13 protein-coding genes are annotated in these 14,924 nt (G+C 60.3%); 6 read left to right on the forward strand and 7 right to left on the reverse strand.

Annotation, left to right across the window (positions count from 1 at the left end):
* Positions 1 to 102: 102 nt before the first annotated feature.
* From AACH55_RS02170 to AACH55_RS02200, 7 genes are all read right to left on the reverse strand, one after another.
* Positions 103 to 537: a hypothetical protein gene (locus tag AACH55_RS02170; RefSeq protein ID WP_338717765.1), complete on the reverse strand. Its 435-nt coding sequence runs from the start codon at positions 535 to 537 to the stop codon at positions 103 to 105.
* A gap of 149 nt (positions 538 to 686) precedes the next feature.
* Positions 687 to 1,382, reverse strand: coding sequence for a hypothetical protein (locus AACH55_RS02175; protein ID WP_338717766.1), 696 nt, complete (start codon positions 1,380 to 1,382; stop codon positions 687 to 689).
* Positions 1,383 to 1,629: 247 nt separating this feature from the next.
* On the reverse strand, positions 1,630 to 2,316 hold the full coding sequence (locus tag AACH55_RS02180) for a hypothetical protein (protein WP_338717767.1): 687 nt from the start codon (positions 2,314 to 2,316) through the stop codon (positions 1,630 to 1,632).
* On the reverse strand, positions 2,289 to 3,017 hold the full coding sequence (locus AACH55_RS02185) for a DUF6402 family protein (RefSeq protein ID WP_338717768.1): 729 nt from the start codon (positions 3,015 to 3,017) through the stop codon (positions 2,289 to 2,291). Before AACH55_RS02185 ends, AACH55_RS02180 begins: the two co-directional genes overlap by 28 nt.
* Before the next feature lies 1 nt (position 3,018).
* Positions 3,019 to 3,806, reverse strand: a protein-coding gene (locus AACH55_RS02190) for an IS5 family transposase (RefSeq protein ID WP_338717769.1) whose coding sequence is annotated in 2 segments (ribosomal slippage) — positions 3,019 to 3,455 and positions 3,455 to 3,806 — 789 coding nt in all. Because the reading frame shifts where the segments join, the coding sequence is not laid out codon by codon here.
* 29 nt (positions 3,807 to 3,835) lie between these two features.
* Positions 3,836 to 4,498 carry a DUF6402 family protein gene (locus tag AACH55_RS02195; RefSeq protein WP_338717770.1) on the reverse strand — a complete coding sequence of 221 codons (663 nt, stop codon included), beginning with the start codon at positions 4,496 to 4,498 and terminating at the stop codon, positions 3,836 to 3,838.
* A 222-nt stretch (positions 4,499 to 4,720) separates the two neighbouring features.
* A complete protein-coding gene (locus AACH55_RS02200; RefSeq protein WP_338717771.1) occupies positions 4,721 to 5,467 on the reverse strand; it encodes a TIGR00730 family Rossman fold protein in 747 nt (248 codons plus the stop codon).
* Between AACH55_RS02200 and polA the strand changes: the two genes are divergently transcribed.
* From polA to AACH55_RS02230, 6 genes are all read left to right on the forward strand, one after another.
* On the forward strand, positions 5,468 to 8,230 hold the full coding sequence (polA, locus tag AACH55_RS02205) for a DNA polymerase I (protein WP_338717772.1): 2,763 nt from the start codon (positions 5,468 to 5,470) through the stop codon (positions 8,228 to 8,230).
* A 357-nt stretch (positions 8,231 to 8,587) separates the two neighbouring features.
* Complete coding sequence (locus tag AACH55_RS02210; protein ID WP_338717774.1) at positions 8,588 to 10,276, forward strand: methyl-accepting chemotaxis protein; 1,689 nt, start codon at positions 8,588 to 8,590, stop codon at positions 10,274 to 10,276.
* 172 nt (positions 10,277 to 10,448) lie between these two features.
* A complete protein-coding gene (locus AACH55_RS02215) occupies positions 10,449 to 11,333 on the forward strand; it encodes a dienelactone hydrolase family protein (RefSeq protein ID WP_338717775.1) in 885 nt (294 codons plus the stop codon).
* 420 nt (positions 11,334 to 11,753) lie between these two features.
* A complete protein-coding gene (locus AACH55_RS02220) occupies positions 11,754 to 12,770 on the forward strand; it encodes a PDR/VanB family oxidoreductase (RefSeq protein ID WP_338717777.1) in 1,017 nt (338 codons plus the stop codon).
* A gap of 52 nt (positions 12,771 to 12,822) precedes the next feature.
* A complete protein-coding gene (locus AACH55_RS02225) occupies positions 12,823 to 13,827 on the forward strand; it encodes an ABC transporter substrate-binding protein (RefSeq protein ID WP_338717778.1) in 1,005 nt (334 codons plus the stop codon).
* Positions 13,828 to 13,897: 70 nt separating this feature from the next.
* Positions 13,898 to 14,884: a 2-oxoglutarate and iron-dependent oxygenase domain-containing protein gene (locus tag AACH55_RS02230; protein WP_338717779.1), complete on the forward strand. Its 987-nt coding sequence runs from the start codon at positions 13,898 to 13,900 to the stop codon at positions 14,882 to 14,884.
* Positions 14,885 to 14,924 lie beyond the last annotated feature (40 nt).

The following is a 14,924-nucleotide window of genomic DNA, read 5'->3' on the forward strand; positions in this document are numbered from 1 at the left end:
CCTACCTGTTCCTGGACCGGCCGCCTCGGCAGCCGGGTCATGCGCGCCATCGGTTCGGGATGGCGTACCCATCACCGTGGGGCGATGGGCAAGATCACTGGATCACTTCTTGGTGGTGTCGTCGGTGCTGCCATCCTGTGGCTTCTTGACGCCCCAGTCGAATTCGCCGACCTTCCATTGGGCCGAGCTCGGCGGCGGACTTTGTGCATCGCCCGGGGTGGAGCCGCCCAGTTGCGGGTTGGGACGGATGTAATAGGTGCTGGGACCGGACTTGACTTCGATTTCCTTGGTCTGGCCGTGGTCGCGCCGTTCCTTGATGCTGTTGCCCTGGGTGCGGCTGTCTTCGCCCGGCTTGCGGATGGTCACGGCGGGCGGCTCGCCCTCTTCCAGCTTCTCCAGTTCGGGCGGGGGCGGCGCCGGCTGGGCGGTCACGCCTGCAGGCGTCTGCGCCAGGGCCAGGGGCGCGGCCAGGCCAGCCGATGCGCACAGCAGCAACGCTGCCAGGGACTCTTTGAACCGGAGTTGGGATGGTTTCATGATCGTATGAAGAAAAAGGGAGTGTCGTTTTCTTCATTGTAGCAAACCATCAAGGGCTGGCCCTCGCGTTTCTTCATAGGAATGATCAATAAGGCAACATCCAAACGCGAGCGCAGGCGGGGTCTTTCGTCCCATGCCGGGCGCGGGCGCTAGTCCAGCAGGGGGATGCGGGTACTGAGCCAGTCGGCCAGGGTAGGCGGCATGGGGACGATCTTGACGAAATCTTCATCTTCGTCTTCGCTGGCATCGAAGTAGGCGAAGTGATCGTGGGCGTAGTCGAGCAGCAGCGGATAGTGGCCGCCCCATTGCACGGTGAAGTAACGTACCGCGCGCCAGCGTCCCTGCTCATCGAAGATCCTCAGGCGGATGGGATCCTGCAGGCCGGAGGCGACTCCGCTGCCGCACAGCTCGATGCGCAGCTGCTGTCCCCGGTATTGGCGGGTGCCGCCGTTGAGTCGCTGGGTGTACATGTCGCACTGCTGGTAGTGTGGCCGGAGGGCGGCCACTACCGCGATGGCCGCGCCATAGCTCAGGGCCAGCATGTAGAGCACGGTCGTGGTCTGGTAGATCGGTCGCCAGCGCGGCATGGCCAGGGCGATGACACGGCTGACGCCGGTGTAGAACCAGCCCAGGGTGATGGCCATGAGGCCAGCGGCCAGCCAGTAGACGGTTTCCCGGTGTTGTTGCAGGGCCGGCCCGGCGTTGTTCAGTCCCCATTGCCGCAGCACAGTGGAGGGCAGCAACAGCATGGCGGCACCTGCGACCATGAGCATCAGGCACACGAACAGCACCGCGTAGAGCGTCCCCAGAAGCAGCTGCGTGAAATAGGCGCGGGCGACGGGCATGGAAGTGCAAGGGCAAAAATGGGATGAATCTTCATGTATCTGCCTTGCATCATGAATTCTTGTGGGGTTGTTTCAAATCGTACGTTGGGGAGGGAAGTGAAGGTTTTTACACTGATGGGTGGTGGTGGGGTTGGTGAGAGCAGCGTGTGGCAGGGGGGGCGGTGTCAGGACGCAAGCGGAATGTGAAATATCAGGCATTCGGGCCGGGTCGGGCGTGGAAACCGTTTTAGATGCGAGGGTGCAATACCTACCGCAACAGTGGTATTACCGTCCGGACGCGATCACCCCATGAGGGCGGCATGAAGAGTGTCTTCTCATAGTCCGGATCGTCGACGTCGAAATACCGGATGCGATCACTTGCATACTCCAATCCATGGGGATACTGGAAATCCCAGTCCGCCTTGAAATAGCGGCTTGCGAGAAGGCGATTGTCTTCGTTGAAGACGCGCAATCTGACATTCACGTAATGACTGTCGTCCGGATCGGTGCCGCATAACTGGATGCGATATTTTTTGCCGAAGAACTCATGAACGCCTCCCTTGAGCTTCTCGCCTACTGCTTCGCAGTTTCCATAACTCGGTCCGAAAGCGGTAGCGATAATGATTGAAAATCCATAGACCATAAAGATGGTTGCCAGAAGAGAAAATGCCCGATACCAAACAATGTGAACTGGATTTTCTGCTGGGATGGCTCTATTGAGCATGCGATAAAAAAGAAGGGTGGCGGTCAGAAGCAAGACACCAAATAGCGAGTAGAAAAAATGAGTCACGAATTCTTCGCGTGGCCGCATGAAAAATGGGGCCGCATACTCTGCCAGTGAAGGGGGCAACGCGAGAACAATTAATCCGAGGATGATCGGAGTAACGACCAAGAAAAGTGTTACGAGAAAGATGCCTAGTAGCAGTTTCAATACATAGGTTCGGGTGGTCGGCATATTGTGTCGAGTTCAACGTAGATAGGGCGATTCAGTTTCATTCGAACCGGCGATGAGTAAATCATGAAGTCTCCACCGCGTTGATGCTTCTCTCTCCATTCGTTATAGGTCTTGTTAAAGATCGGAAAATAGACATCCGCTTTACGATATTTCGATAACATTCCTTCCCTGGTATCTACTACCAACTCCAAGCCATCGTTGGTGAGATAGGGAAAATGTAGTCTACTTCGGTCTTCCGGTGAATTTCCTAGGTCCGTATGAATGGCAAGCGGAAGACTGAAGCCCATTTTTTTATAAAGGCCACGCTCACGTCCATCTATTACCTGACTCACCAATCCTCCAGAGGTAATAATGGCGCCAGTGCTGTTCCAATGGCCCAGATATTGGGATTTCCGGGAGTCTTTGCCTTCGTTGAATGAGTAATTGTCTTTGACGTAAACGAACAGATGCGTGATGGCGACACGAGGATCTTGGCAAAGTGTTTTGGTTTTCTTGAGATTGTCATATTTAAAGTATTTCTCACCTGATACCGTTACATCAGCAATCGCCGCGTAGAGATTGAAGTTCGCCAATGCTCCGGTAAGGTCGGTAATCCCCCAAGCTTTTGTCAGCGTATCTTCTTCTGAAACAGTGAGATGTTGAAAGTGCCAATTGATATGAAACTGCCGGAGATCGGAAAGAAATCTCTCTGTAGAACCCATTTCATAAATAGCGCCGCATGAGGATGACGGAGAAAGCGAGATGAACGAAGCCTGTGTAATGATCGGCGCAACGCTCCCATCGGGTAAGTACACGCTTGAAGGCATTAAGCCAGGCAAACAGTCGTTCGATCTTCCATCGGCGCCGGTATCGGCGCAGCGCCCGGCCGTCTTGAGTGACCGCTCTTTTTCGATTGCTCTTGTGTGGTGCGATCAGTTCAATGCCTTTGGCAGCAAGTCTTTGATCGAGCGGATCACTATCGTAGGCGCGATCCCCAATAATTCGTTCGGGTCGTCCCACTGTGACAATCTCATCGAGGGTAGCCTCGACAAGGGTGACTTCATGTGGGCTAGCAGAAGACGTGTGCACGCCGAGTGGAAGACCAGTAGCGTCTGCAATAACCATGAGCTTCGTACCCTTGCCCCGCTTGGTCTTTCCGACCTTTGGGCCCCTTTTTTTGCCAACACAAACGTGCCGTCAATAAAGCATTCGGAAAGATTGATTTGGCCAACCTCTTCGAGGTGTTGCGCCAGTGCTTCGAGTATGTGCCGTAGCACGCCACTCTTGACCCAGCGCGAAAATCTTCGGAAGCATGTCGTGCCAGAGGGGAACCGATCTGGCAAATCACACCAGGCCGCACCGGTGCGTAGCACCCAGAGAATCCCGTTCATGACGGCGCGGTTGCTGTGCAATTCCGGGCGTCCACGCCCATCATCACGTCTAGGTGTTTCTGGTATCAGCGGCTCCAGAATCGCCCATTGTTCGTCTGTTAGTTCTTCTCTTCGTGCCATACGAAGAAGTTAACACGCACGATAAAAAGTTAACAGACCCTATTTATGAAATGAATTCTAGTAAAGCTCAGATTTCTTTGCGCCAGAAAAACGCTGTTGAGATGGCGATGCAATATGCGCTTGAGCTCAGTTTTGGCGGCAATGGAGTAAACGCGATTGCCGAGAAGTTCGGTTAGTTTTTTGTGAACGTTACCAAACTGAAGCACCCAATCCAGCGTTACCACAGACTCCACAATTGGCTGTACTGAGTTCGGGTCATTATCGTAGACATGCTTCTGCCCGTTAAACCACATCCGCGCAAACTTGGCCGATATCGGCCACCCCATCTTCTCCATCGCCCCCGGAATATCCTGCAGATCAAACACCGGCGGATCCTTGCACTCTTCGAGCACCAGTCCATCGTCGCGTTGCGGGTGTTTGCTGTCGGCCTGTTTTTTGACTGCGGCTGCATCCAGTCGTTTCTGCAGGCGCTCCTGCGCTTTGCGTGCCTTGGCCGCCTGTCTGCTCTCAGGCGGGGGTGGTGGCGGAGGCGGCAAGGGTGTTGCGCCCGGTGCCGGTCGCTCCAGCGATACGGCGCCCTGCGTGGCCAGTGGTACGCACCCGCGCGATCCAGCATAGTGCTGCCAGCGAACCGGCCGAAACGGCACCGACGAGGATTCCATCCGATAGTAAGGAAGCTTGCGCGTTGCCATGGCGATGCTCTAGTCAAAAGAAGAGTCCGCCACGGTACGTGTCGATGTTTCCTTGGGTCAATGTTTCGGCGGCTCAGAGCATCGAACTGCAGGCACATCTCGAAAAACTTGGGTGAAAATCGTACTTGACCTCGCTTTGCTCCTGTAACGCTCATCAAAAACAAAGCGGGCGAAACGCTCTCACGTCCCGCCCGCATGGTTCAAGACTACAACCGCAGCCGCTTACAGATACATCCCGCTCTGCCGCTCCGCTTCCTGCTGGGTCTCCGCCGGCCTGGCCTTTTCGGCGTGGAATTTCTGGATCGCCGCCAGCACTTGCGCAGGCTCGTCGATCACCTGTAGCAGATTGACGTCCTTGGGCGAGATCATGCCGTCGTCCACCAGGCGGGTCTTGATCCAGTCCACCAGGCCCGCCCAGAATTCACTACCCACCAGGATCACTGGCATCATGCGCGACTTGCCGGTCTGCATCAGGGTCAGCGCTTCGGTCAGTTCATCGAGCGTGCCGAAGCCGCCCGGCAGGACCACATACGCATCGGCATACTTGACGAAGGCCACCTTGCGCGCGAAGAAATGACGGAAGGACAGCGAGATGTCCTGCCAGGGATTGCCGTGTTGTTCGTGCGGCAATTCGATGTTCAGGCCCACCGAAGGCGATGCGCCTTCGTAGGCGCCCTTGTTGGCAGCCTCCATGATGCCGGGCCCGCCACCGGAGATGACGGCGTAGCCCGCGTCGGAGATCAGACGGGCGATCTCCACGCATAGTTGATAATGGGGATTGTCGGGCTTGATCCGGGCAGAACCAAAGATGGAAACGGCAGGACGCAGCTCGGAGAGACGTTCGGTCGATTCGATGAATTCTGCCATAATCGTGAGTACATGCCACGACTCGCGCGCCTTCTTGGCCGTCGCGCGTTCGATGTCCCCTACCTCCCGCAGACGCGGGACATTTTTTCCTCTCTGTTCCATATGCAAAAAACCTTGTTGTTAGTTGATGGTTCCAGTTACCTCTATCGCGCATTCCATGCACTGCCCGATATGCGTAACGCGGAAGGCGCGCCCACCGGTGCGCTGTACGGCATCATCAATATGCTGCGCCGACTGCGCAACGATTATCCCGCAAGTTACGTGGCCTGTGTGTTCGATGCCAAGGGCAAGACTTTCCGTGATGATCTCTATCCCGACTACAAGGCCACCCGCAAATCCATGCCGGAAGACCTGGCATTGCAGATCGAGCCCATCCACGCCGCCGTGCGTGCACTGGGCTGGCCGATCCTGATGGTCGAAGGTATCGAAGCCGATGACGTCATCGGCACGCTCTCGGTACAAGCCACCGCCGCCGGACTCGACACCATCGTCTCCACCGGCGACAAGGACATGGCCCAACTGGTCAACGAACACGTTACCTTGGTCAACACGATGAGCAATGAAGTTCTCGACATTGCCGGCGTGACCGCAAAATTCGGCGTGCCGCCCGAGCGCATCGTCGATTATCTGAGCCTGATCGGTGACACCGTGGACAACGTGCCCGGTGTCGAAAAGTGCGGCCCCAAGACGGCTGTGAAGTGGCTCTCCGCTTATGGCTCGCTCGATGGCGTCATGGCCAATGCCGACAAGATCACCGGCGTGGTCGGCGAGAACTTGCGTCGTGCGCTGGACTGGCTGCCGCAAGGCCGCGTGCTGGTGACGGTCAAGACCGATTGCGATCTGTCGGCGCACATGAAGTCCATCCTCGAATCGCTGACCATGCAGCCACAGGACAAGGAGGTACTCAAGGATCTCTTCACGCGCTACAACTTCCGCACCTGGCTGCGCGAGCTCAGCGATGGCAGCGAGACGGGGGCATCGAAAGCTCCCATGGTGGGAGCATCGGCCGCTGCCGCGCTGGAGGCTCCCGCGCAAGCTGGCCTCTTCGCAGCCGCGCCCAAGGTCGAGTACGAGACCGTGCTTACCGATGCCCAGCTCGACCAGTGGATCGCACGCATCAATGCCGCTGAACTCACCGCCGTCGATACCGAAACCACGTCGCTCGAAGCCATGCAGGCCGAGCTGGTCGGCATCTCGCTGTGCTGCGAGCCGGGCCGTGCCGCCTACATTCCGGTGGCGCACAACTACCAGGATGCACCCGAACAATTGTCGCGCGACCACGTGCTGGCCAAGCTGAAACCCTGGCTGGAAGACGCCGGCAAGCCCAAGCTCGGCCAGCACCTGAAATACGACAGCCATATCTTCGCCAACTACGGCGTGCGCCTCGCAGGCGTAAAGCACGACACGCTGCTGGAATCCTACGTCTTCGAATCCCATCGTCCGCACGACATGGACAGCCTGGCCGCGCGCCACCTGGAGCGCAAGACCATCACCTATGCCGAAGTGTGCGGCAAGGGTGCGTCCCAGATCGGCTTCAATGAAGTGGCCATCGAGCGCGCCACCGAATACGCCGCCGAAGATGCGGAAGTCACGCTGGCCCTGCATCACGCCATGTGGCCGCAGATCGAGCATGACGACAAGCTGCGTTTCATCTACGAGAAGATCGAAGTCCCGACCTCGGTGGTGCTGCAGAAGATCGAACGCAATGGCGTGCTCATCGACAGCGACCGCCTGGGCCAGCAATCGCACGACCTCGGAAAGCGCATGCTGGAAATCGAACAGCAGGCCTATGAGCTGGCCGGCCAGCCCTTCAACCTGAATTCGCCCAAGCAGCTGGGCGAAATCCTGTTCGGCAAGCTGGAACTGCCGGTGGTCAAGAAGACCGCTTCGGGCGCGCCTTCCACGGATGAAGAAGTGCTGCAGAAACTGGCCGAGGATTATCCGCTGCCCAAGGTGCTGCTGGACTATCGCGGCCTGGCCAAGCTCAAGTCCACCTACACCGACAAGCTGCCCAAGATGATCAATCCGGCCACCGGCCGCGTGCATACCAACTATGCGCAGGCGGTGGCAGTCACCGGTCGCCTGTCCTCCAATGAACCCAACCTGCAGAACATCCCGATCCGCACCGCCGAAGGTCGTCGCATCCGCGAAGCCTTCGTCGCGCCCGAAGGCAGCGTGATCGTCTCGGCCGACTATTCGCAGATCGAGCTGCGCATCATGGCGCATATCTCCGAAGACGAGAACATGTTGAAAGCCTTCGCCAACAACGAAGACATCCACCGCGCCACCGCCGCCGAAATCTTCGGCATCGCGCCCGAGCAGGTCGAGTCCGAGCAGCGCCGCTATGCCAAGGTCATCAACTTCGGCCTGATCTACGGCATGAGCGCTTTCGGACTGGCCGGCAACCTGGGCATCGAACGTGCGGCCGCGCAGATGTACATCGACAAGTACTTCATGCGCTTCTCGGGCGTGAAGCGCTACATGGATGAGACGCGCTTGCAGGCCAAGGCGCGCGGCTATGTGGAAACCGTGTTCGGTCGCCGCCTGTGGCTGCCCGAGATCAATTCGCCCAACGGTCCGCGCAGACAGGGTGCCGAGCGTGCGGCGATCAATGCGCCCATGCAGGGCACCGCGGCCGACCTCATCAAGCTGGCCATGATCGCCGTGCAGGACTGGCTGGAATCGACCGGCATGCAAAGCCGCATGATCATGCAGGTGCACGATGAACTGGTGTTGGAAGTCCCGCAAGAGGAGCTGGCCACAGTGCGTGAAAAGCTGCCCGAACTGATGAAAAATGTTGCGGAGCTGAAAGTTCCCTTGCTTGCCGAGGTCGGAATCGGTAAGAATTGGGACGAAGCGCATTAAGGACGAAGTGCATTAATCTTCACTACCCTTACACGGGCAAGCGGTATTGCGCCGCTTGGCAGTGCAGGGGCGTGAAGGATTAGGCAAAAATACAAGATTGACAGGCAAGCAAGTCAGCCGATGTCAGCACTGAACGATCAGGACAAGCAGACCGGCGCCATCACCGCAGCCAGACCAGGACGGGACGGTGCCCTGGGTGAAACCGGACGAAGACCGGGCAACCGAGGCTGAGGCAGGGAAGCAGCAGGGTAGGGGACACGCACATTCGTTACTGGCCATGACCGCTCGCGCGGTCTGTGGTGCTCGTCATCTCTGTCTTTGCGCCCGGCCTCCGATGAACACATGGGAGGAGACGTCATGAAGTCAGCAATGAAAGTGGGCACGCGCCTGGGACTCGGGTTTGCGTGGGTGGTCTTGCTGCTGGTGCTGGTGACCGGCTTTGGTATCTACAACATGCACCAGGTGCAGGGGCGCTTCACCCACGTGGTCGAGGTCAAGAACCCCGAGAGCGCGCTGGTCAAGGAAATGCTGGAGACGGTCGGCGAGCGCTCCATCTCGCTGCGCAACCTGATGCTGCCTGCCGCGCCCGACGACGTGGACATCGAGGCCAAGTACATCGAAGCCCAGACCCTCCAATACCAGGCCGCCGCGCAGAAGCTGCAACAGCTCTTTGCCGACTCCGCCGATACCAGCGAGGAAGAAAAGGCGGCCCTGCCGAAGATCCAGGCGCAGGCGGCTACTGCCGAAAAACTCATCAACGAGGCCGTCGAATTCGGCAAGCGGCGCGAAGCCTATGAACTGGCGCAATTCCTGAAGGAGCAATACCTGCCGGTGCAGAAATCCTGGCAGGTCGAGTTGAAGGCCCTGGCCGCGCTGGAAGATAAGCTCAACCGCGAAGCCGCCGACAGCAGTGCCATTGCCTACGGTCATGCGCGTTTGCTGATGCTGGTGCTTAGCGCCATCGGCGTGGTCACCGCCATCCTGGCGGCGTTCTGGATCACGCGGCAGATCCTGCACAAGCTGGGCGGCGAGCCGGATTACGCCGTGCAGATCGCCGGCCAGATTGCCGAAGGCGACCTGGCCGTCGTGATCGATACCCGCGCCGGCGACAAGGACAGCCTGCTGGCCGCCATGGGCGTGATGCGCGACAAGCTCGCCGCCATCGTCTCTGAAGTGCGGCGTGGCTCGGAGACCATCACCGCGGCCTCTACCGAGATCGCCCGCGGCAATCTCGACCTCTCATCCCGCACCGAGCAGCAGGCCGGTGCACTTGAGGAAACCGCATCCTCGATGGAACAGCTCAATTCCACCGTCAAGCAGAATGCCGAGAATGCGCATCAGGCCAACGATCTGGCGCTGGCCGCTTCCGACGTGGCGGTGCAGGGCGGCAGCATCGTGTCGCAGGTGGTTCAGACCATGCAGTCCATCAATGCCTCTTCGCAGAAGGTGGCCGATATCGTCAGCGTGATCGATGGCATTGCCTTCCAGACCAATATCCTCGCGCTCAACGCGGCGGTCGAAGCCGCGCGTGCCGGCGAACAGGGGCGCGGCTTTGCGGTGGTCGCCTCCGAAGTACGTTCGCTGGCGCAGCGCTCGGCCTCGGCGGCCAAGGAAATCAAGGTGCTCATCGGCGACTCCGTGGGCAAGGTGGAAAACGGCAGCAAGCTGGTCGAGCAGGCCGGCAGCACCATGACCGAGATCGTCACCAGCATCCGCCGCGTCACCGACGTGATGACCGAGATCACCCATGCCAACCGCGAGCAGAGCAGCGGCATCGAGCAGGTCAACGAAGCCATCATCCAAATCGACGACATGACGCAGCAGAATGCCGCGCTGGTCGAACAGGCCGCCGCCGCTGCCCGCCAGCTGCAGGAACAGGCGGCCGGTTTGCAGCAGCTGGTGAGCGTGTTCCGCATCGACCCGGCGCAGGCGCGGGTGGCTACGGCCTCATACGGTCAGCCTGAGGCGGCCGCGCGCATCATCGATGTAACGCCCGCGGCACCTGGCCTGCCGGCCGGCAGCGCGACGCTGGCGGCGCAGGGCTGAAGCCCGCCCGGCGCGTCGCGCGGATTGCGGTTAGACTCCGGCAGGGATGCGCCGGATTGCCTCCGGTGATCCCGATGAAAGCGGTCCGCACGGGCCGTTTTTTCTGGATGCCCTCGCTTCCCGCATCATGTCCACCACAACGAGGCCAAGTGCCATCACGATGGAGAACCCGATGAACGATCTTCGCAATGATTTCAACAGCCTGCTGGGGCAGAGCAAGCTGTCCGGCAACGCTGATCGCCGCACCTTCCTCAAGACCGCACTGGGCACCGGCTTTGCTGCGGCCGTCCTGCCGGTGTGTGCGCAGACCATGATCAAGACCGATACCCAAGGCCTGAGCGCAGGCGAGGTGTCCATCGAGATCAACGGCCAGCGCGTGCCGGCCTATCGCGCCCAGCCCGAGGGCAAGACCGGCTTGCCGGTCATGATCGTGGTGTCCGAGATCTTCGGCGTGCATGAGCACATCGCCGATATCGCGCGTCGCTTCGCCAAGCTGGGCTATCTGGCCATTGCGCCGGACTTCTTCGTGCGTCAGGGTAATCCCATGGCCTATACCTCCATTGCCGAGCTGCAGAAGGACATCATTTCCAAGGTACCGGATGCGCAGGTGATGGGCGACATCGATGCCTATGTAAAGTGGGCCGGCGAAAACGGCGGCGACCTGAACCATCTGGGCATCAATGGCTTTTGCTGGGGTGGCCGCATCGTCTGGCTCTACAGTGCCTACAATCCCAAGGTCAAGGCCGGCGCGGCCTGGTATGGCCGCCTGGTGGGCGAGAAGAGCCCACTGTTCCCCGTGCAGCCCATCGATATCGCGCCGGTGCTGAAGACGCCGGTCATCGGACTCTATGGCGGCAAAGACCAGGGTATCCCGGTCTCTACCGTGGAGCAGATGAAGGAAGCGCTGCAGAAGGCGGGCAACCAGTCGGAATTCCACGTCTATATGAATTCAGGCCATGCCTTCAATGCCGATTACCGTCCCAGCTACGTGGAGGCCGATGCCAGGGATGCCTGGAGCAAGGTCGTGGCTTTCTTCAGGCAGCACGGGGTAGCGTGATGCGATAGTGTGGCCGAGCTTCTTGTTGGTGCGCTTCTGATGCAGATCAAGGCAGGGCGCACCAAGATGTGCAGCGCGATGAGGCAGGGGACGGTGATGGCCGTCCCTTTTTCATTGGCACGCGGAAAAAAACACATGGGTATACCACGTGAAAGCCAGTCGATCAGAGGCGATCCGGCCTTGGCACGCGGTTTGCTAATCAAGCTTTTGAGTAGAAGCGGCTAGCAGTCGGTAACGAAAACACTTACCTTCTTGCGGGGCATTGCTCGTGACGCCATCGGCATGCGCCGATGGTCCCTCTCTTTGGACAGGACACGAGACCATGCCTATTGCCCACGCGCTTGCTCTTTCCTTGTTGCCGTTTTCTGCGGCATTCCCCTTGATCCGTCTGCGTCGGCGCACTGCCCTGCGAGGTGCGCCATGAACGCCGTCATCGACCGTTTCGATGGCCGTACAGCCGCCTCCACCCTGGCCTTGCGGGTGAGGGCCGTGCGCAAGGCTGCTGCGGACATCCGTCTGTTCGAACTGGTATCGGCCGATGGCAATGCACTGCCGCCCTGGTCGCCGGGCGCGCATCTGCGGCTGCATCTGCCGCACGGACTGGTACGCGCCTATTCGCTCTGCAATACCCCGCAACAGCGTGATTGCTATGTCATTGCAGTCAAGCGTGAGCCTGCTTCGCGTGGCGGTTCCGCCTTCCTGCATGAACAGGTGGAGGAGGGCGCCACGCTCACGGCAGCGCCGCCCGTCAACGCCTTCCCCTTGCTCGCCGATGCGCGCGCGCCGCTGCTGCTGGCGGCCGGCATCGGCATCACGCCGCTGCATGCGATGGCCGCCGAGCTGGCCGCGCAAGGCATCCGGCATCGCCTGCATTACTTCGCACGCACTCTGGCGCATGCGGCTTTCTTCCACGAACTGGCCGCTTGCTCGCAAGGCATGTCCCTGCATCTGGGCCTGGATGACGCCCAGACCGCAGGCGCCATTGCGGCGGCGCTGGCGGCGGTGCCGCGTTCCTCGCCGCTGTATGTCTGCGGACCTGCGCCCTTCATCGGAGCCGCGCGCAGCCATGCGCAGCAGGCAGGGTGGCGCGAGCAGGACATCCACTTCGAATTGTTTGCCGCGTCCGCGAAGGACGCTGCGGATACCCCATCAACGGAGCCGATGCAAGAGCATCCCTTCGAGCTGGTGCTGCAGCGTTCCGGCCTGCGCTGCGAGGTGCAGCCGGGCCAGAGCATCGTCGCCGCAGCGGCGCAGCTGGGCGTGGTGATCGGCACCTCCTGCGGCGAGGGTTTCTGCGGCAGTTGCGAGAGCACCGTGCTGGAAGGCCAGCCCTGGCATCGCGACAGCGTGCTCTCGGCGGCCGAGCGTGCCAGCGGACGCCGCATCCTGCCGTGCGTGTCGCGCTGCGCGGGCGCGCGGCTGGTGCTGGATCTGTGATGTCGGTCTGTGTTTTGTCAGTGCAAGTTCAACCCACCTGGAGAGGAAGGCTATGAAGAAGCAAGCGATGCAAAAGCGGACGTTCATGCGGCGTATGGCCGCGCTGTGGCTGGGCGCGGCGACCCTGGCGATGACGGGCCTGGCTCACGCCGAAGACAAGGTGACGCTGCTGTCGAACTGGTATGCGCAGGCCGAGCACGGCGGCTTCTATCAGGCCGTGGCCAAAGGTATCTATAAAAAATATGGCATGGACGTGACCATCAAGATGGGCGGGCCGCAGGTCAACAACATGCAGATCCTGGTGGCGGGGCAGGCCGACTTCAGCATGGGCTATGACTTCGCGGTGATGAAGGGAATCGAGCAGGGCCTGCCGCTGGTGACCGTGGGCACCTCCTTCCAGTCCGACCTGCAGGGCATGATGACTCATGAGGACGTCACCAGCCTGGGCGGTCTGAAGAACAAGACCATCCTGGTCGCCGGTTCCGGCCAGTCGAGCTGGTGGCCGTGGCTCAAGGCCAAGTACGGCTATACCGATGCGCAGTCCAAGGCCTATACCTTCAACCTGCAGCCATTCTTTGCCGATCCGAATATCGCGCAGCAGGCCTATCCGTCCTCCGAACTGTTCCAGGCCGACAAGGCAGGCGTGAAGAGCAAGTTCTTCCTCTTCGCCAGCGAAGGCTATCCGCCGTATGGCACCACCATCGTGACCTTGCAGAAGACAGTGGCGACCAGGCCCGATCTGGTACAGCGCTTCGTCAAGGCCACCGCCGAGGGCTGGAAGAGCTATCTGGAAGATCCGGCACCGGCCAATGCCCTCATCAAGGCGGACAACAAGAACATGAGCGACGAACAGCTGGCCTATGCCGTGGGCAAACTCAAGGAGCTGAAGGTGGTCACCGGTGGCGATGCGGCCAGGCTGGGCATCGGCGTGATGACCGACGAGCGCTGGAAACAGACTTATGACGTCATGGTCTCGACCGGCCTGCTCAAGGCCGGGACCGATTATCACAAGGCCTACACCACCCAGTTCGTCAAGGACATGAAGGTCATGCCCTGAGCCTGATGATGGTCTGGATGGCTGCTGCTGTGCAGGTTCGGGCAGCCATCTTTCTTAGCGTGAGGACGCCATGATTCCCTACACTCCACCGATGACCGCGCGCCGTATCCCGGTGATCGATTTCGCTGACGCGTTTTCTCCCGAGCTGGCCCGCCGCGAGGCGCTGGCGTGGGAGATCCACAAGATCTCGCGTGACGTCGGCTTCTTCTACCTCGTCAACCACGGCGTGCCGCAGGCGCTCATCGACGGGCAGTTCGACTGGGCGCGGCGTTTCTTCGCGCTGCCGCAGGCCAGCAAATCGGCCATCGACATGCGCCATTCTCCCTCCGGCTATGGCTATGAGCGCATGGGCGCTCAGGCGCTCGATGAAGGTTCGCCGGCCGACCTGAAGGAGGGCTTCCAGTTCGGTTTCGACATCGCGCCCGATCATCCTTACGTGCAGCGCGGCCTGCTGCGCTATGGCCACAACCTGTGGCCGCAGGACCTGCCGGGATTCGAGGCACATGCGCGGCGGTATTACGAAGCGGTGCGCACGCTTTCCCATCGTCTGCTGGGCGTGATCGCGCTGTCGCTGGAGATGCCCGAGGATTTCTTCGAGCCGGTCTTGCAGACGCCCATTGCCACCCAGCGCATGCTGCACTATCCGCCGCAGCCGGCAGGGGCGCAGCGCAACCAGATCGGCGCGGGCGCGCATACCGACTGGGGCCTGGTCACCATCCTCGCGCAGGATGCCATCGGCGGACTGGAGATTTGCAATGCCGATGGCGAGTGGGTGAGCGCACCGCCGGTTGCCGGCAGCTTCGTGGTCAACATCGGCGACCTGCTGCAGCGCTGGAGCAATGACCTGTATCACAGCAATGCGCATCGCGTACTCAATGCCGGCAGCGCGCCGCGCTATTCACTGCCGTTCTTCCAGGATGGCGACCAGGCCGCCGTGGTGGCCTGCCTGCCCAGCTGCTGCAGCGCCGAGCACCCGGCGCGTTATGCGCCCTGCACCATCGGTGACTACCTGGAGATGAAGGTGCGGCAGACCTTCGGGGCGGTGGCTGCGGCCTGAACAGATTTTCCGGCGAAGGCGACCGTGTTGGCACGCCGGC

Origin of the sequence: Herbaspirillum sp. DW155, from assembly GCF_037076565.1 — a bacterium.
Classification (GTDB): Bacteria; Pseudomonadota; Gammaproteobacteria; order Burkholderiales; family Burkholderiaceae_D; genus Herbaspirillum.